The organism is Paraconexibacter algicola (genome assembly GCF_003044185.1).
Lineage (GTDB): Bacteria > Actinomycetota > Thermoleophilia > Solirubrobacterales > Solirubrobacteraceae > Paraconexibacter > Paraconexibacter algicola.
Window position 1 is genome coordinate 1,138,173 of sequence record NZ_PYYB01000001.1, and the last position, 15,676, is coordinate 1,153,848.

17 protein-coding genes are annotated in these 15,676 nt (G+C 74.9%); 6 read left to right on the forward strand and 11 right to left on the reverse strand.

Features of this window, described 5'->3' with window-relative positions:
* Window positions 1-17: 17 nt before the first annotated feature.
* Both C7Y72_RS05380 and C7Y72_RS05385 read right to left on the reverse strand, forming a co-directional pair.
* Complete coding sequence (locus tag C7Y72_RS05380; RefSeq protein WP_107567555.1) at window positions 18-425, reverse strand: DUF4234 domain-containing protein; 408 nt, start codon at window positions 423-425, stop codon at window positions 18-20.
* Window positions 426-539: 114 nt separating this feature from the next.
* A complete protein-coding gene (locus tag C7Y72_RS05385) occupies window positions 540-1,541 on the reverse strand; it encodes a glycosyltransferase (RefSeq protein ID WP_107567556.1) in 1,002 nt (333 codons plus the stop codon).
* Between the two features lie 65 nt (window positions 1,542-1,606).
* Between C7Y72_RS05385 and C7Y72_RS05390 the strand changes: the two genes are divergently transcribed.
* Window positions 1,607-2,284: a DUF6518 family protein gene (locus C7Y72_RS05390; protein WP_107567557.1), complete on the forward strand. Its 678-nt coding sequence runs from the start codon at window positions 1,607-1,609 to the stop codon at window positions 2,282-2,284.
* 13 nt (window positions 2,285-2,297) lie between these two features.
* On the opposite strand, the gene C7Y72_RS05395 is transcribed toward C7Y72_RS05390, so the two are convergent.
* A complete protein-coding gene (locus tag C7Y72_RS05395) occupies window positions 2,298-3,311 on the reverse strand; it encodes a DUF354 domain-containing protein (protein WP_107567558.1) in 1,014 nt (337 codons plus the stop codon).
* Window positions 3,312-3,358: 47 nt separating this feature from the next.
* Here C7Y72_RS05395 and C7Y72_RS05400 point away from each other — a divergent pair, with 47 nt between their 5' ends.
* A complete protein-coding gene (locus C7Y72_RS05400; protein WP_107567559.1) occupies window positions 3,359-3,793 on the forward strand; it encodes a VOC family protein in 435 nt (144 codons plus the stop codon).
* Here C7Y72_RS05400 and C7Y72_RS05405 read toward each other — a convergent pair.
* The gene (locus tag C7Y72_RS05405; RefSeq protein WP_107567560.1) at window positions 3,790-4,911 is read right to left on the reverse strand and encodes a DegT/DnrJ/EryC1/StrS family aminotransferase; all 1,122 of its coding nucleotides are present in this window, start codon (window positions 4,909-4,911) and stop codon (window positions 3,790-3,792) included. The two genes, C7Y72_RS05400 and C7Y72_RS05405, sit on opposite strands and share 4 nt — an antisense overlap.
* A gap of 54 nt (window positions 4,912-4,965) precedes the next feature.
* Between C7Y72_RS05405 and C7Y72_RS05410 the strand changes: the two genes are divergently transcribed.
* Genes C7Y72_RS05410 through C7Y72_RS05425 form a run of 4 tightly spaced genes read left to right on the forward strand, consistent with a single transcriptional unit; the run spans window position 4,966 to window position 8,497 of the window.
* Entirely contained in the window at window positions 4,966-5,646 is a 681-nt protein-coding gene (locus C7Y72_RS05410) for a DedA family protein (RefSeq protein WP_107567561.1), read from the forward strand.
* Complete coding sequence (locus C7Y72_RS05415) at window positions 5,643-6,467, forward strand: undecaprenyl-diphosphate phosphatase (RefSeq protein WP_158276663.1); 825 nt, start codon at window positions 5,643-5,645, stop codon at window positions 6,465-6,467. The genes C7Y72_RS05410 and C7Y72_RS05415 overlap by 4 nt, the downstream gene beginning before the upstream one ends.
* 27 nt (window positions 6,468-6,494) lie before the next feature.
* Entirely contained in the window at window positions 6,495-7,592 is a 1,098-nt protein-coding gene (purM, locus tag C7Y72_RS05420; RefSeq protein WP_107567563.1) for a phosphoribosylformylglycinamidine cyclo-ligase, read from the forward strand.
* Window positions 7,589-8,497, forward strand: a complete 909-nt coding sequence (locus C7Y72_RS05425) for an alpha/beta fold hydrolase (RefSeq protein WP_107567564.1) — start codon at window positions 7,589-7,591, stop codon at window positions 8,495-8,497. Before purM ends, C7Y72_RS05425 begins: the two co-directional genes overlap by 4 nt.
* Window positions 8,498-8,518: 21 nt before the next feature.
* Here the strand turns inward: C7Y72_RS05425 and C7Y72_RS05430 are convergent, their stop codons facing one another.
* From C7Y72_RS05430 to flhA, 7 genes are all read right to left on the reverse strand, one after another.
* Window positions 8,519-8,827 carry a hypothetical protein gene (locus tag C7Y72_RS05430; RefSeq protein WP_107567565.1) on the reverse strand — a complete coding sequence of 103 codons (309 nt, stop codon included), beginning with the start codon at window positions 8,825-8,827 and terminating at the stop codon, window positions 8,519-8,521.
* A 9-nt stretch (window positions 8,828-8,836) separates the two neighbouring features.
* Window positions 8,837-9,526, reverse strand: coding sequence for a CHAP domain-containing protein (locus C7Y72_RS05435; protein ID WP_146175267.1), 690 nt, complete (start codon window positions 9,524-9,526; stop codon window positions 8,837-8,839).
* A 92-nt stretch (window positions 9,527-9,618) separates the two neighbouring features.
* Window positions 9,619-10,425 carry a flagellin N-terminal helical domain-containing protein gene (locus tag C7Y72_RS05440; protein WP_107567567.1) on the reverse strand — a complete coding sequence of 269 codons (807 nt, stop codon included), beginning with the start codon at window positions 10,423-10,425 and terminating at the stop codon, window positions 9,619-9,621.
* Window positions 10,426-10,555: 130 nt separating this feature from the next.
* On the reverse strand, window positions 10,556-11,791 hold the full coding sequence (locus C7Y72_RS05445) for a glycosyltransferase family 2 protein (RefSeq protein ID WP_107567568.1): 1,236 nt from the start codon (window positions 11,789-11,791) through the stop codon (window positions 10,556-10,558).
* Window positions 11,788-12,183 carry a hypothetical protein gene (locus C7Y72_RS05450; RefSeq protein ID WP_107567569.1) on the reverse strand — a complete coding sequence of 132 codons (396 nt, stop codon included), beginning with the start codon at window positions 12,181-12,183 and terminating at the stop codon, window positions 11,788-11,790. Before C7Y72_RS05450 ends, C7Y72_RS05445 begins: the two co-directional genes overlap by 4 nt.
* Window positions 12,184-12,186: 3 nt before the next feature.
* The gene (locus C7Y72_RS05455; protein WP_107567570.1) at window positions 12,187-13,470 is read right to left on the reverse strand and encodes a hypothetical protein; all 1,284 of its coding nucleotides are present in this window, start codon (window positions 13,468-13,470) and stop codon (window positions 12,187-12,189) included.
* Complete coding sequence (flhA, locus tag C7Y72_RS05460) at window positions 13,467-15,566, reverse strand: flagellar biosynthesis protein FlhA (protein WP_199223861.1); 2,100 nt, start codon at window positions 15,564-15,566, stop codon at window positions 13,467-13,469. The genes C7Y72_RS05455 and flhA overlap by 4 nt, the downstream gene beginning before the upstream one ends.
* Window positions 15,567-15,676 lie beyond the last annotated feature (110 nt).

The window sequence follows — 15,676 nt, forward strand, 5'->3', positions numbered from 1 at the left end:
GTGCGCTGACCGATGGCTCAGGCGGCCTGCGCCTGCAGCACCCGGTTCAGGTTGCGCTGGAAGAAGTAGGTGCCGACGGGCCCGAGCAGGAACATCAGGACGAACCCGACGGGCGCGCTCATGTCCGGCTCGCGGCCGACGAGGCCCTCGGCGACGTTCAGGCGCTTCCAGGTGCGGAACATCGAGACGACCGCCGGGACGATCACGAGCGCGCCGAGCGTGACGGCGAGCACGGAGGTCACCGGGCTGGTGCCGGCCTCCTCGGTCCCCTTCGCCCGGCCGATCGCGGCGAGCTCCTTGTTGACCTTGTAGTACCAGACGATGCCGTAGATGCCGAGCGTGATCAGCGTCAGGCCGATGACACCCAGCGGGTTGCGCACGCGTCCGTCCTCGCCGCTGCCGGCGATCTGCACGTTCTCTGCCATGGGAATTCCCCCGTATGTGGTTGCTGACCGGCCCCGTCGCAGCCCTGCGACGCTTGGAACTGGGCCGTTGAGGCGCGGAAGGTAGCAGGCACGCGGCGGGTCTCCAACCCCACCTCAGGCCACCGTGACGAGCGGCACACCCGGTGCGGCGGCGCCCGGGAGGTGCCGGCCGAACGCCTCGAGGATCGACCGGCGCTCCGCGTCGGGCGTGTAGCGCGCGCGGATCGCGGCGGACGCGGTGCGGGCGCGCGCCTCCAGGCCGGCCGGGTCGGCGCGGTGCGCGTCGAGCACCTCCTCGACCTGCCGCGCGAACGCGACGATGTCGCCCTGCGGGACCGGGTAGCCGTGCTCGTGGGTGAAGTAGTCGCGCCCGCCCATGCCGTGGTAGCCGACGACGAGGCAGCCGGCCGCCATCGCCTCCTTCGGCGGGAACGGGCAGCCCTCCGGGTAGCCGAACGAGAGGAAGACCAGCGAGGAGCGCTGGGCGGCGGCGACCTCGCGCTCGTTCATGCCGTGCAGCGGCACGACCTCGACGTCGCGCAGCGCGCCGCGCTGGCTGAGGATGTTCAGCACCTGGCCGGCCTGGTCGGCGTGCTTGCGCGGCATGTACGTGAGCCGCCGCGGCCGCGGCGCGCCCGTCTCCTCCACGAACCACAGGGCCGGGTCGAGCTGGTAGGTGATCCGCCGCACGTCCAGGTGCGGGAACGCGTAGCGCAGGTAGGCGGCGTTGTCGTCGCTGACGCAGACCGCGCCCGCGACCTCCGGGTGGTCGTAGGCGGTGGTCCCGGGGGCGGTGACGTGGTCGTAGCCGTGGAACGTGTTGTAGGCGTTCTGGTTGAACACCACCTTGCGCACGCCCGGGGCGATCTCCCCGAGTCGCGGCCCGTAGACCTCGGGCACGACGAGCAGGTCGCGGCCCGGGACGGGCGCGGCCTGCGCCGCGCACACGACCGGGGTGGCGTGCTCGAACCAGGTGCAGGCGAAGCCGGGCTGGTCGTGCACGACGACCGCCGGGATCCCGGCGTCGTTGCAGTGGTCGACGGCCCGGTAGACGACGCGGACGCCCCCCGAGGGGACGTCGGTGTCGGGGCACACGAAGTACGCGCGAGGCTCCACGTCCGGGTGGTCGGCCGGGACGGCTCCCGGTTGAGCGCCCGCGCGGCGCCTGGGACCATCGGCGGATGCTCCGTGACGACCTGCGACGCGGGCCGGTCCCGCTGCTCGTCGCGGTGGCGCTCGGGGTGCTGCTCGGCCTCGCCGCCCGCGCCGGGGACCATGCGCCGGTCGGGACGGTGGGCGCGGCGACGGCGCTCGGCGGTCCGTGGCTGGTGGTGGCGTTCGCGGCCGGGGCGGTCGGGGCGCGGGTCGGGGCAGGTGGCCGCGTCGCGCGGCGTCGGGAGGCGCGCGCCGGGGCGGTGCGCGGCGCCGTCTGCGTGATCGCCGGGGTCGTCGTCTACTACGCGATGATGTGGCTCGTCGAGCGGCGCACCGGCCCGGGCTACGCGGTGCCCGTCGCGACCGCCTGGTCCCTCGGCGGCGTCGTGGTCGGCGGGTCGTTCGGCGCGCTCGGGGCGGCGTGGCGCACGGGCGGACCGTGGGCGTCGCGCTGGGCGGCGGTCCTCGGCGGCGCGCTGCTCGGGGAGGCGGTGGTGCTGCGGGCCCTGTGGGAGCGCCCGGACCTCGAGCGCGTGGCGGCGCTGCAGGCCCTCGCGGCGCTCGTGCTGGTCGCCGCGCTGGCGCCGCGTCCGCGGGCGTGGCCCGCGGCGCTGCCGGTGCTCGCGAGCACCGCGGGTGCGTTCGCGCTCGCCGCCCTGGTCCTGCGCGAGGGCGCGCGGGCCGCCGGCTGGGCCGGCGCCTGACCGGCGTCCGGGCTCAGCGCAGCGGCGAGCAGAGCAGGTCGACGAGGACCGCCGGGTCGCGCGTCACGCGGTCCGGGGACAGGGCGCCCGGCGCCCGGTCGGGCGCGCGGGTGAGCTCGAGCTCCTCGGCGGAGGAGAGGCGGCGCAGGCGGCCCTCGGCGATGAGCCGCTCGTCGACGGCGCCGAGCCGCCCCTCGAACGTCGTGTAGACGGGCGTGCCGAGCGCGACCGCCTCGCGGTTCATCGTGCCGCCCGCGCTGACGACGAGGTCCGCGAACGCGATCAGCGACGGGGCGTCGATCGCGCGCTCGGGGACGATCACGCCGCCGAAGCGGGCGAGGTCGGCGCGCTGCTCGGGCGTGCGCGGGAGGACGACGACCTGGCCCTGCTCGCGCAGCCGGTGCAGGGCGGCGGCGAAGACGTCGTTCTCGAAGCGGTGGTAGAGCGCGACCGCGGGCGGGGTGCGCACGACCGCCAGCGGCAGCGCCGGGTCGAGGCCGAGCTCGTCGAGGACCGCCGCGTCCGGGGTCAGGTCCGCGAGGTAGTACTCCTCCTTCAGCCCCGCGTAGGCGCGGATCTTCGTCCGTGCCCCGTAGCGGTCCAGGCGCTGCGGGGGGATCGCGTCGGGGACCACGACCGCGTTCCCGAGCCGGCAGTTGACCGTGTGCTGCACGGTCGCCCACTCGTAGTCGAACATCGTCGAGCGCGGGATCCGCAGGAACGCGGCGGCGACCGTGACGTCGTTGGAGCCGTGGCCGAGCGCGAGGTCGAAGCGGCCGTTGCGGCGCGCCCACCGGGCCAGCGCGGTGCTGCGGTCGACGAGCCCCAGGCCCTTCGCCGCGAGCCGGCCGCCCCGGTGCCGGCCGATGACCTCGGCGTCGATGCCGTGCCGCTCGCACAGCGCGACGGTCTGCGCGAAGTCCCGCGCGGTCACGCGGACCTCGGCGCCGCGCGAGCGGAGCACCTCGATCACGGGGCGCAGGACGAGGACGTGCGGCGAGTTGGTCAGGTCGATCCAGACGCGCATCTCGGTGCGGGAGCGTCGCAGGTCGGGCGCCCGGGTAGCGTGCGCGCATGGGCATCACGCGCATGGACAACGTCGCGATCGTCGTCGAGGACCTCGACGCGACGGTCGCGTTCTTCGTCGCGCTCGGGCTCGAGCTCGAGGGACGCACGACCGTCGAGGGGGACTGGTCGGGCCGGGTCACCGGCATCCCCGGACAGCGCGTGGACATCGCGATGATGCGCACCCCCGACGGGCACGGCCGGCTCGAGCTCTGCCGGTACCTCGAACCCGCGCCGGTCGCCGACCACCGCACCGCCCCGGTCAACGCCCTGGGCTACCTGCGGGTGATGTTCGCGGTCGAGGACCTCGAGGAGACGCTCGCGCGCGTGGAGCCGCTCGGCGGCCGGGTCGTCGACGAGGTCGTCGACTACCAGGGGGTCTACCGGCTCTGCTACCTCCGCGGGCCGGAGGGCGTGCTGATCGGCCTCGCGCAGGAGCTCTAGCCCAGCGCGGCGAGCCCGGCGCGCACCGCGGCGACCACCTCGGCGACCTGCTCGCGGGTCGTCGCCGCGCTGATCGGGATCGCGAGGTGCCGTCGTGCGGCCTCCTCGGTCCCCGGCAGCCCGGCGGGCGCGACCGCGGCGCGACCGCCCGCCAGCAGGCACTCGACGGCGGGCTGGCGGTGCACGGGCAGGCGGTAGTAGCCGCGCGCCCCGATCCCGCGCTCGGTCAGCTGCGCCGCCAGCGCGTCGGGCTGCTCGGTCCCGATCACGTACAGGTGCCACGCCACGCGGTCGGCGGCGTCGGTCGCGCGCGGGAGCGTGACGAGCTCGCCGAGGCCCTCCTGCGCGTACCAGGCGCCGACCTGCGCCCGGTGCGCCGCCCAGCCGTCGAGCGCGGGCAGCTGCACGCGCAGGATCGCGGCCTGCAGCTCGTCCAGGCGCGAGTTGTAGCCGACGTCCGTGTAGGTGACCTTGTCCTCGCTGCCGTGGAAGCGCAGCGTCCGCACGCGCGCGTCGAGCTCCGCGTCGGTCGTGGTGATCGCGCCGCCGTCCCCGAACGCCCCGAGGTTCTTCGACGGGTAGAACGAGAACGTCGCGATCGTCCCCAGGCCCCCCGGCCGACCGCCGCCGCGCGCGGTGGACCCCGCGGACTGCGCGCTGTCCTCCAGCACCGGCACGCCCAGCGCGGCGATCTCCCGCACCGGCGCGACGTTGCCGAACAGGTGCACGGCGATGACCGCCTTGGTGTTCGGGGTCAGCGCCGCCTTCACCGTCTCGGGCGTGACGCACATCGTGTGCGGGTCGACGTCGCAGAACACCGGTCGCGCACCGGTGGGCGGGATCGCCTCGGCGCTCGCCCAGAACGTGAACGACGGCACGACGACGTCGTCGCCCGGCCCGACGCCCAGGGCCCGCAGCGCGATCGTGATCGCCTCCGTGCCGTTGGCGACCCCGGCGGCGTGCGGCACCCCGAGGTAGTCCGCGAACTCGCGCTCGAACGCCTCGCCGCGGCTGCCCAGGATGTAGTGCTCGCTGTCCAGGACCTCGTCGACCGCCTCGCGCAGGGCGCCGCGGAGGGCGCGGACGGGGGTCGCGGGGTCGAAGAGCGGCACGGGCATCGGTGCCCGGAAGCGTAACCCTCGGACGCCCGGCCACTATGTCCCAGGAGCGCCATGACCTTCCTCGCCGCCATGTACCTCGTCCTCGGATCGATCACCGATCCCATCGTCGAGCTCGCCGTCGACGTCGTCGACAAGGCCGGGCTCCCCGGGATCTTCGCGATGATGGTCGCGGAGAGCGCGTGCATCCCGATCCCGTCGGAGGCCACGTTCCTGTTCGCCGGGTTCAACGTCGAGCGCGGCGAGTACAGCTTCGTCGCGGTCGTCGCGGTCGGGGTCTTCGCGAACCTCGTCGGGTCGTGGATCGCGTACGCGGTCGGCTACTACGGGCGCGTCGACCTGCTGGAGAAGCACGGCAAGAAGCTGCACATCTCCAAGTCCCACCTGGAGTGGTCGGACCGCTGGTTCGCCAAGTACGGGGACGCGGCCGTGTTCTTCAGCCGGATGCTGCCGATCATCCGCACGTTCATCTCGCTGCCCGCCGGCGTCGCGCGGATGCCGTTCTGGCGCTTCACGATCCTCACCACGCTCGGCTGCATCCCCTGGATCGCCGGGCTCACCGCGATCGGGGTCGGGGCCTCCTCGAAGTGGGAGGAGTGGAAGGACAAGCTCCACTACATCGACTACGTCGTCGTGGCGATCATCCTCGTCGGCGGCGCGTACCTCGCGGTGCGCTGGTACCGCAACCGCTCCGGCGGCGACGGCGGCGCCCCGGTCGCCGACGCGGCCGCGTGAGCTCCGCCACGCGCGCCCTCACCCCCGCCGACGCGATCGGCCTCGGGCTCCTGCACGGGCCCGCCGAGCTGTTGCCGATCTCCTCCTCCGGGCACATGACGCTCGTGCCCTGGCTGCTCGGCCGCCCGTACGCGACCGAGCTCGACCCGGAGCTGCGCAAGGCGTTCGAGGTCGCGCTCCACGCGGGCACCGCGCTGGCGCTGATCGTCGCGCTGCGCGACGAGGTCGGGGAGGCCGCCCGCGGCCTGGACCTGCGTCGCGTCACGCTGCTCGTCGGCTCGTTCGTGCCGCCCGCGGTGGCCGGCTTCACGCTCGAGCGGCCGATCGAGCGGCGGCTCGGCACCCCGCCGACGATCGCGATCGGCCTGCTCGCCGGGTCGGCCGCGATGGCGCTCGCCGACGTGCGCGGGGCCACCGGTCGCGCCCGCGACGACGCCGGCCCCGTCGACGCGCTGCTGCTCGGCGTCGGGCAGGCGTGCGCGCTGATCCCCGGCGCGTCGCGCAACGGGATGACGCTCGCGGTCGCGCGCGCCCGCGGCTTCGACCGCGAGGACGCGAACGTCCTGTCGCGGCACGTCGCACTGCCGATCATCCTCGGCGCCAGCGCCCTGAAGGGGACCCGGCTGGCCCGGCGTGGCCTGCCGGCCGGGATGGCGGCGCGGTTCGGTCTCGGGGTCGTCGCCTCGTTCGTGTCGACGCTCGCGTCGGTGCGGCTGATCCGCCAGGTGGAACGCGACCGCTCGCTGCTCCCCTACGCCGCGTATCGCACGCTCCTAGCGGGAATCGTGCTGCGGACCGCGCGGCGTCGCCGCACCCTCTGACCGCGTGGTCTGACAGCATCGCCCGCGATGACGGAACCGAACCAGTACGCGGCCGCCGGGGTCGACACGACCCAGTCGGACGCGGGCGTCGGCGCGCTCGTCGACGTGCTCAAGACGATCCGCCTCGACCGCTCGAGCGCCTCGGTGCTCCCCAGCGGCCACTACGCCAGCGTCCTGCGCGTCGCCCCGAACCTCGGCGTGGCCCTGTGCACGGACGGCGTCGGGTCCAAGCTCGTCGTGGCCGAGCAGGCCGACCGGCTGGAGACCGTCGGCATCGACTGCATCGCGATGAACGTCAACGACATCGTCTGCGTCGGCGCGGAGCCGATCGCGATGGTCGACTACCTCGCGGTCGAGCAGGCGGACGCGAGCGCGCTGGCGCGGATCGCGCAGGGCCTGAAGACCGGTGCCGAGGACGCGAACATCGAGATCCCCGGCGGCGAGCTCGCCGTGCTGCCCGAGCTGATCCGCGGCCATCCGTCCCCGCACGGCTTCGACCTCTGCGGCACGGCGATCGGCACCGTCGCGCTCGACCAGATCGTCACCGGCGCGGACATCAAGCCCGGGGACGCGCTGATCGGCGTGCCGTCGAGCGGCATCCACTCCAACGGATACACGCTCGCGCGCAAGGCGCTGCTCACCGACGTGCGCGGCGACGGCGCCCTGACGTTCGACGACACGCCCGCGCAGCTCGGCGGCGCCTCGGTCGTCGACGCGCTGCTCGAGCCGACCGTCATCTACGTCAAGGCGGTCGTCGAGCTGCTGCGCTCCGACGTGCCCGTGCTCGGCCTCGCGCACATCACCGGCGGCGGCCTGACGAACCTGCTGCGGCTCGTCGGCACGCGGGCAGGCTTCACGATCGAGCAGCCGCTCCCGGTCCCGGGGATCTTCACGCTCATCCAGGAGCGCTCCGACGTCCCCGTCCACGAGATGTGGGAGGTCTTCAACATGGGCTGCGGCTTCGCCGTCGTCGTGCCGCAGGAGCGCGCCGACGACGCGGTCGCGCTGCTCGCCGAGCGCCATCCGGGCACCGCGCGGATCGGCACGGTCTCCGACGCGGCCGGCACGGTGGCCGTGCCGTCGCTGGGCGTCACCGGCGACAAGGACGGCCTGCGCGCGGCGTGAGCGCCTCCGCCGTGGCCGACGCCTACGGGCTCGCGGACGATCCCTCCTGGGAGGACGTCCGCTGGGAGGACCACGAGCGGTCCGTCCGCGTGCGCGGCGCGCGGGTCGCCTACGTCGACCTCGGCCCGACCGATCCGGACGCGCCCGCCGCCGCCCCGCTGGTCCTGCTGCACGGCTTCGGCGGCTGCTGGCAGAACTGGCTGCCGACGATCCCGCCGCTGGCGCGATCGCGACGGGTGATCGGCGTCGATCTGCCGGGCTTCGGGGCGTCCGCGCTGCCGCGCGACCTGCCCACCCCGGCCGCGTTCGCGCGCGTCGTCGAGGCGCTGTGCGAGGAGCTCGACCTCGGCCCGGTCGTGCTGGCGGGCAACTCGCTCGGCGGCCTCGTCGCGACGATCGTCGCCGGACGGTCCCCGGACCGCGTGGAGCGCCTGGCGCTGCTGGCCCCGGTCGGCGGCGCGCACATCGCCCGGGTCGCGCTGGAGGCCGGACCGAAGATCCTCGGCATGCAGCTCGACCCGGTGCTGCGGCGCACGCCGCTGCGCTCGCGCGAGCACCCGCTCGCGACGCTCGTGCACGACCCCGCCGCGCTGTCGCCGCGGCTGATGCGCGCCGCCCTGCTGCCCGGGGCCGGCAAGCCGGGCGTGCCGCTCGCGGCGCTGGGCATCGGCCTGCAGGGCGTGCGCCACGCGAACCTCGACGGGCTGCTGCGCCGCATCACCGCGCCGACCCTGCTGATCTGGGGACTCGGCGACCGGCTGCTGCCCTCGCGGACCGCCGAGACGTTCACGCGCGGCATCGCCGACGCCCGGCTCGTCGTGCTCGACGACACCGGGCACGTGCCGCAGCTCGAGCGGCCCCGCACCGTGAACCGGCTGCTGCGCCAGTTCGCCGACGGCAGCTGAGCGGGCGGCGCGCGGCCGGCGCTACGCCTCGTCGGCGGGCTTGCGGCGGCTGGACGGCCGGGCGGCCTTCGCGCGCTCGCGCTGCGCCTTGGCGCGCGAGGCGACGACCTTCGAGCCGGGCATCGCGCGCATGATCGTGTCGGTCGTCTTCGCCGGGCGGGCGATGTCGCGCAGCACGGCCTCGGTGGAGGCCAGACGGGTGTTGAGGTCGCGGATGTCCTTCGAGATCCGGCCGACGTCCTCCATCTTCTTCAGCGTCGCGACGAGCTGGTGGAAGTCGTCGAGCGCCCGGGTCAGGAGCGCGGGCCACGAGAACAGGAGGCGGAACATGGCCCGACGCTATCCGAGTCGCACGTACCCGAGCGCGGAGCCGGCGGCGTGCTGGCGGCGGATGACCTGGTCGGAGGAGTTGCCCTCGATCGTGTGCACCGTGCCGTCCGCGGCGACGGACTCGACGAGGCCGATGTGCTCGTCCCAGACGATCAGGTCGCCGGGCTGCGGGCGGGCCGGGGCGCTCGCGCTGTTCGGCACGGCACGGCCGGTCCGCTGCGCCCACGCGTAGACCGCGTCGACGGACGCGAAGCCCTGCCCGGTCTCCCCCAGCGGCGTGCCCGCCTGCTGGGCCACCCAGCTCGTGAAGTACGCGCACCACGGGCCGACCCCGGGAGCGCCGCGCATCGCGGCGCGGTACTCGGCGATCCGCGGCGAGTCGTTGGAGCCCGGCGGCTGCTCGGTCACCCCGAGCTCGGCGGCGGCGATCTGCACGCGCCGCGCGCCGGTGGCGGACGCGCCGCCCGGCACGGCGGTCGCGGCGAGGACGGCCGGCTGGGTGCCGACCCCCGGCGTCCAGGAGCCGGCGGCGGCCGCGAGCTGCTGCTGGAAGGCGGTCGTCCCCGCCGTCCCGGAGCCGAGCGCGGCCCGGGTGGCGGTGGCCGCGGCGGCGGGCGGCGCCGCGGTCGCCGCGCGCAGCCGCGGGTCGACGAGCTGCTGCAGCTCCCCGACGCGGGCGATCACGGCTTCCAGGCTCATCTCCCCGGAAGATCGGACGGCCCGCGCTCGAGTTGAGCGCGGGCCGCCAGAACATCGTTCCCGACCGGGCCCGGGGCCCTGCCGACCTGCTGCTAGCGCAGCAGGCTCAGGACGCCCTGCGGCGCCTGGTTGGCCTGGGCGAGCATCGCCGTACCGGCCTGGCTGAGGATCTGGTTCTTCGTGAACTTGACCATCTCCTCCGCCATGTCGACGTCGCGGATGCGGGACTCCGCGGCGACGAGGTTCTCCTGGGCCGTGGCGGCGGCACCCAGCGCGTGATCCATGCGGTTCTGGACCGCGCCGAACGTGGCACGGGCCGAGGAGACCGCGGTGATGGCCGCGTCGATCTCCGAGATGTCCGCGGTGCCCGCCTGCGTCAGGGACGCGAACGTGGCGCCGACGGTGCTGCCGAGGCTGATCGTGGCGACCGAGATGGTCTCCCCGTCGTTGGCGCCGACCTGGAAGGTCACCGAGCCGGTCGCGTTCAGCAGCTTGATGCCGTTGAACTCGGCCGCGGCGCCGATGCGCTCGACCTCGGAGGCCAGCTGGTTGACCTCCGTCTGGATCGCGTCACGGGACGCCTGCGACAGCGAGCCGTTCTTGTACTGCACCGCCAGCTCGCGGACGCGCTGGAGCATGCTGTGGACCTCGTCGAGCGAGCCCTCAGCGGTCTGGACCAGCGACACGCCGTCCTGCACGTTGCGCTGGGCCTGGGCCAGGCCGCGGATCTGGCCGCGCATCTTCTCCGAGATGCCGAGGCCGGCGGCGTCGTCCGCCGCACGGTTGATCCGGTAGCCGGAGCTCAGGCGCTCCATGCTCTTCGAGGTCTCGCCCGTGGTGTGGTTGAGCTTGTTCCACGCGCCGAGGGCCTCGACGTTGTTCTGGATGCGAAGGGACATGCGGTTTCTCCTTGAAGCCGATGGTTGTCAGTCCCGGAGCTCCTCCATGAGCTCCTCTTACAGTCCGGGTTTTCGGCGCGAGCGCCGGGCGCTTGAGCGACGTCCAGGCGTTCTGGACGCCGCGCGCCGCTCAGCGGGCGGCGCCGGGGACGCTGCTGCCGTGCCGCGCCTCGAACGCCGCGCGGTCGCGCGCGATCTGCGCGTCGATCCACGCGCGCAGCGACGGGTCGGCGGTCCCGACGGTCTCGCTGAGGCCGTGGCGGATCCGCGACTCGCGCACGAGGACCGGTGGGACGCCCGCGGCCCGCAGGCGCGCGAGCAGGTCGGTGTCCTGGTACCAGACCTTCAGGCCGGGATCGAGGAACTCGCCGGGCGCGACGCCGTGGCGGTCGAGCGTGCCGCGGTGCAGCGCGAAGCACCAGGCGGCGAAGTCCTCGCGCATCGCGCCGTCCACGGTCATCGGGAAGACGACCTCGGCGGGCGGGATCTCGCCGCCGCTGCCGACGGTCAGGCGGGCGCGCAGCGGCGGCCACCAGCCGGGCAGGACCTCGACGTCGTCGTTGCAGACCACGAGGTAGGTGCCGCGGCCGGCGCGCAGTCCGGCGTTGACCGGGGCGGTGAAGCCCTGGGGCGGGGAGCCGTTGTCGACGACGACGATCTCGTGCGGCGCGTCGGTGTGCTGCTGCAGCGCGCGCACGCACGCGCGCAGGCGGTCCCCGGCGGCGTCGAGCGTCGGGATCACGACGGTGAGCTCGGGGGCGGCGCCGTACTTCCAGGCGCCGCGCGCGGCCGCCGCGGCGGTGCGGCCGCCGACGCGCTGCACGACGGCGCGCGGGACGGGCTCGACGCGGCCGTCGGCGGCGAGCGCCACGCACAGGGCGGGCAGGACGAGGTCGTCGGCGATCCGGCCGCGGGCGGCGAGGACCCCGGCCGCGACCGCGCGGCCCAGGGCCTCGCGGCGGCAGGCGAGCGCGAGCGCCGCGACGGGGGAGGTGCCGCCCGGGTCCTCCGCGGTGACCGCGGTGGCGACCGCGAGCGCCGGGTCGGCGTCGAGGGCGTGGTGGAGCGCGGCGAGCCAGCCGGGCGTCACGTGCGCTGCGTCGCGCACGAGCCCGACGGTCGGCGCGGCGGCCCGGGCGGTCCCGGCCGCGATCGCCCCGGCCAGGCCGGTGCGGTGGTCGACGCGGACGACCTCGACGTCACCCGCGACGCGCGCGAGGAGGTCGTCGAGGGTGCCGCCGGCGTCGACGAGGAGCAGGACCTCGTGGGCGGGCGCCTCGGGCAGGCCGGCGATCGCCTCGAGCGCGGCGAGCGCGGCGGCGGGGGACGGCGGGAGCGGGACGAGGACCGAGATGAGCGGGGTCATGCGTGACGGGCCTCCTTGGCCTCGAGTTCGGCGCGGCGGCGGGCGACCTCGGCCTCCGCCTGCTCGGCGGCCGCGACGAGGATGCGGCGCATCTCCTCGATCTCGGCGCGCGCGATCTGCTTCCAGACGACGACGGCGACCGCCCACACGAGCAGGTAGGCGACGGCGCCGACCATGATCGCCCGGAGGATCGCGTCGCTCGTCGGCAGCCCGGCGCGGGTGGCGAGCAGCAGGCCCAGGCCGAAGCCGGCGAGGCCGCCCCAGCCCTTCGCGGTGGCGATCGTGCGCCGGGCGCGCGGGTGGTCGGTGAGGCGCAGCCCGCCGCTGGTGTCCGGGCCGGCGGCCGCGCCGGAGGCCTCCTCGTCCTGCCCCTTCTTCGCCTTCCGGGCCATGGTCTAGGCCGCGATGAGCGCGGTGGCCAGCTCGCTGGCGTCGGCCGGTCGCAGGCCGCTGGTGACGCCCTGCCCGCGGCCGAGGAAGGAGAGCGGCAGGCCGCTGTCGATCGCCAGGTCGACGACGGTGCCGAGCGCGTCGGTCTCGTCGGCGTGCGTGAGCGCGATCGCGCAGGGCCGCAGCGACCGGGTGCCCATGACGAGCTCGCGGGCGGGACGCGACGCGATCGTGGCGGGGACGGTGAGGTGCAGCTCGTCGGCGCGCAGCTGCGCGAGCTCGGCGGCGAGGACGCGCAGCTCGGCCTCGGCGCGCGGGCTGACCCCGGGCGTGTCGAGGACGACGAGCGACGTGGCGCGCAGCTCCTCGATGCGGGCGGCGGCCCACTCCGCGTCGAGCGCCGAGTGGACGGTGACGCCGGGCGCGGACTCGGCGAGCAGCTCGCGCAGCTCGGCGCCCTGGTCGGGGGCGCGCAGCGTGACGCACGCGACCGGGATCTGGGTGCGGGCGGCGTAGGCGGCGGCGAGCCGGGCGACGCAGCGGGTCTTGCCGGAGCCGCCGGGGCCGACGAAGCCGATGACGCGGCCGTGCGCTCCGCGGGTGATGTGCACGGGGATGCGCGCGGCGAGCGTGCGCTGCACGAGCGGGACGAGCGCGCTGCCCGCCCCGGCGAACGGCACGAGCGTGGTGACGGTCTCGGTGACGACCTCGTCGGCGAGCGCGGTCGTCAGGCCCATGTCGACGAGCGTGTCGCGGGCCAGCGCCGCGTCGCTGCCGGGGGCGAGCACGCTCGCGGACGGCACCGGGACGGGCGCGGCGACAACGGGCTCGACGGCGAGCGACACGAGCGCGTCGGCGTCGTCCTCCACGACCGGGGCGGCGGCGAACGCCTGTGCCATCGCCTCGGCGGTGAGCGCCGGCTCGACGGGCTCGGGGACGGCGGTGACCTCGGGCGCGACGACGGGCCGCACGACCGGGGCGGGCGGCGTGGCCTGACCGGCCAGGAGCGCCTTGAGGTGCTCCTCGAAGGTGCCCTCCTGCGCGCCGGGCTCGCCGTCGTGGGCGGCCAGCGGCTCGGGGAGGGCGGGCGTGTCGTCGACGAGGTCGACGGTCGTGGCGGCCGCGGTCGCCTCCAGCTCGATCACGCGCTTGCTGAAGAAGCCGCCGACGCCGCCCTCGGCGCCCTCGCCGCGGCGGACGATGACGGCGTCCTCGCCGAGCTCCTCGCGGATCTGGGCGAGCAGCTCGTCCATCACGCGGCCGCGGTAGGTCTTCGTCCGGTTGGTCATGCGGTCACGACTCCGATCGTCTCGACGTTGATGCCGGGCGCGATCTCGTTGTACGCGCACACGGACAGCTGGGGGAGCGCCTGCTCGCACAGGCGCCGCAGGTGCCGTCGCACGCGCGACGAGCACAGCAGGACGGGGCGGCGGCCGCGGGCGATCGCCGCGTCCACCTGGTCGCCGAGCGAGCGCACGAGGTCGGCGGCCCGGTCCGGGTTCATCGCGAGGTACTCGCCGTCGGCGGTCTGGGCGATCGACTCGCTGACCTCCATCTCGATCGCCGGGTCCAGCGCGATCGCGCGCAGCCGCTGCTCCTCGTCGAGGTAGGGCGCGACGATCGTGCGGCCCAGCGCCTGCCGCGCGTACTCGGCGAGCAGGTCGGGGTCGCGGGTGATGCGCGCCCGGTCGCCGGCCGCCTCGACGATCGCGCCGAGGTCGCGGATCGAGACGCCTTCGCGCAGCAGCGCCTGCAGGACGCGCTGCAGCTCGCCGACGCTGAGCAGGTCGGGGACGACCTCCTCGACGACGGCGGCGTTGCTCTCCTGCAGGCGGTCGAGGAGCGCGCGGGTGTCCTGGCGGGTGAGGAGCTCGGCGACGTGCCGGCGGATCGTCTCGGTGAGGTGCGTGACGATCACGGACTCGGCGTCCACGACCGTGTAGCCGAGCGCCTCGGCCTCGGCGCGCGCCATGTCCGGGATCCAGACGGCGGGCAGGCCGAAGGCGGGCTCGGTGGTCGGGATGCCGTCGAGCGTGCCGACCGCGTCGCCCGGGTCCATCGCGAGCTGGTGGCCGGGGGTGATGCGACCGCGGCCGACGATCGAGCCGCGGACCTTCATGACGTACTCGTGGGAGCCGAGCCCGACCTCGTCGTGGATGCGGACCGACGGGATGATCGTCCCGACCTCGCCGGCGATCTGGCGGCGGACGGCGCCGACCCGCTGCAGCAGCGCGCCACGCGGCGCGCCGGGCGCGCCGGCCTCCGCGCCGCCGGCGCTGGCGGACACGAGCGGCACGAGCCCGAAGCCGATGCAGAGCTCCAGGGCGTCCATGCCGATCGCCTCGAGCGCCTGCTCGCGCGGGGACGCGACGGGCGCGGGAGCGAGCGCGGCGGCGGCGGCCTCCTGCTCGTCGGCCTGCGCCTTCTCGGCGTCGGCCTTCATCAGGGCGCGCCCGGCGAAGAAGAAGATGCAGCCGATCACGAGGAACGGCAGCTTCGGCAGCCCGGGGACGAGCGCGAAGCAGCAGACGACTACGCCCGCGACCATCGGGGCCTTGCTCTGCGAGGAGAGCTGCCCGGCGATGTCGGAGCCGAGGTCCTGGTCGGACGCGGCGCGCGTGACGATGATTCCGGTGGCGACGGAGATCAGCAGCGCGGGGATCTGCGCGGCGAGGCCGTCGCCGATCGTCAGCAGGGAGAAGTGCTGGGCGGCCTCCCCGAACGGCATGCCCTGCTGCATGACGCCGACGATGATGCCGCCGACGAGGTTGATCAGTGTGATCAGGACGGCGGCGATCGCGTCGCCCTTGACGAACTTCGAGGCGCCGTCCATCGCGCCGTAGAAGTCCGCCTCCTTGGAGATGTCCTGGCGGCGCTGGCGGGCCTGCTCCTCGGTGATCTGGCCGGCGTTGAGGTCGGCGTCGATCGCCATCTGCTTGCCGGGCATCGCGTCGAGCGTGAACCGCGCCCCGACCTCGGCGACGCGGCCGGCGCCGTTGGTGACGACGACGAACTGGATGACGATGAGGACGAGGAAGATGACGAGGCCGACGACCACGTTGCCGCCGACGACGAAGTTGCCGAACGCCTCGACGACGTGCCCGGCGTCCCCTTCGAGCAGGATCAGGCGGGTGACGCTGACGTTGATCGCCAGCCGGAACAGGGTGGTGAGCAGCAGCAGCGACGGGAAGGCGCTGAAGTCGAGCGCGCGCGGGATGTAGAGCGTCGCGACGACGATCGCGAGGGCGAGCGAGATGTTCAGCGTGATCGCGAGGTCCAGCAGCGCCGGTGGGAGCGGCACCACGAGCATCACGACGATGAGGACGACGACCGCGGCGGCGGCGAGGTCCGAGTACTTCCCGATGCGGGAGAGGGTGGTGGTCACTGGTCGTCACAGGCGTCCGCGGTGGAGGGAGGCCGCGGGGCCTGACCTGGGTGGTCGGACGCCGCGCGCCCGACTTGAGGGGACGAGCTCGCCCGGCCCGCGGCCTCGTG

What these genes read in the sequence shown, in the direction of transcription:
- C7Y72_RS05430 (WP_107567565.1), bottom strand. Translation starts at nt 8,827, where the DNA reads ATGTTCCGCCTCCTGTTCTCGTGGCCCGCGCTCCTGACCCGGGCGCTC.
- C7Y72_RS05400 (WP_107567559.1), top strand. Translation starts at nt 3,359, where the DNA reads ATGGGCATCACGCGCATGGACAACGTCGCGATCGTCGTCGAGGACCTC.
- C7Y72_RS05380 (WP_107567555.1), bottom strand. Translation starts at nt 425, where the DNA reads ATGGCAGAGAACGTGCAGATCGCCGGCAGCGGCGAGGACGGACGCGTG.
- purM (WP_107567563.1), top strand. Translation starts at nt 6,495, where the DNA reads ATGACGGAACCGAACCAGTACGCGGCCGCCGGGGTCGACACGACCCAG.
- C7Y72_RS05440 (WP_107567567.1), bottom strand. Translation starts at nt 10,425, where the DNA reads ATGTCCCTTCGCATCCAGAACAACGTCGAGGCCCTCGGCGCGTGGAAC.
- C7Y72_RS05435 (WP_146175267.1), bottom strand. Translation starts at nt 9,526, where the DNA reads ATGAGCCTGGAAGCCGTGATCGCCCGCGTCGGGGAGCTGCAGCAGCTC.
- C7Y72_RS05410 (WP_107567561.1), top strand. Translation starts at nt 4,966, where the DNA reads ATGACCTTCCTCGCCGCCATGTACCTCGTCCTCGGATCGATCACCGAT.
- C7Y72_RS05405 (WP_107567560.1), bottom strand. Translation starts at nt 4,911, where the DNA reads ATGCCCGTGCCGCTCTTCGACCCCGCGACCCCCGTCCGCGCCCTCCGC.
- C7Y72_RS05390 (WP_107567557.1), top strand. Translation starts at nt 1,607, where the DNA reads ATGCTCCGTGACGACCTGCGACGCGGGCCGGTCCCGCTGCTCGTCGCG.
- C7Y72_RS05455 (WP_107567570.1), bottom strand. Translation starts at nt 13,470, where the DNA reads ATGACCAACCGGACGAAGACCTACCGCGGCCGCGTGATGGACGAGCTG.
- C7Y72_RS05445 (WP_107567568.1), bottom strand. Translation starts at nt 11,791, where the DNA reads ATGACCCCGCTCATCTCGGTCCTCGTCCCGCTCCCGCCGTCCCCCGCC.
- C7Y72_RS05395 (WP_107567558.1), bottom strand. Translation starts at nt 3,311, where the DNA reads ATGCGCGTCTGGATCGACCTGACCAACTCGCCGCACGTCCTCGTCCTG.
- C7Y72_RS05450 (WP_107567569.1), bottom strand. Translation starts at nt 12,183, where the DNA reads ATGGCCCGGAAGGCGAAGAAGGGGCAGGACGAGGAGGCCTCCGGCGCG.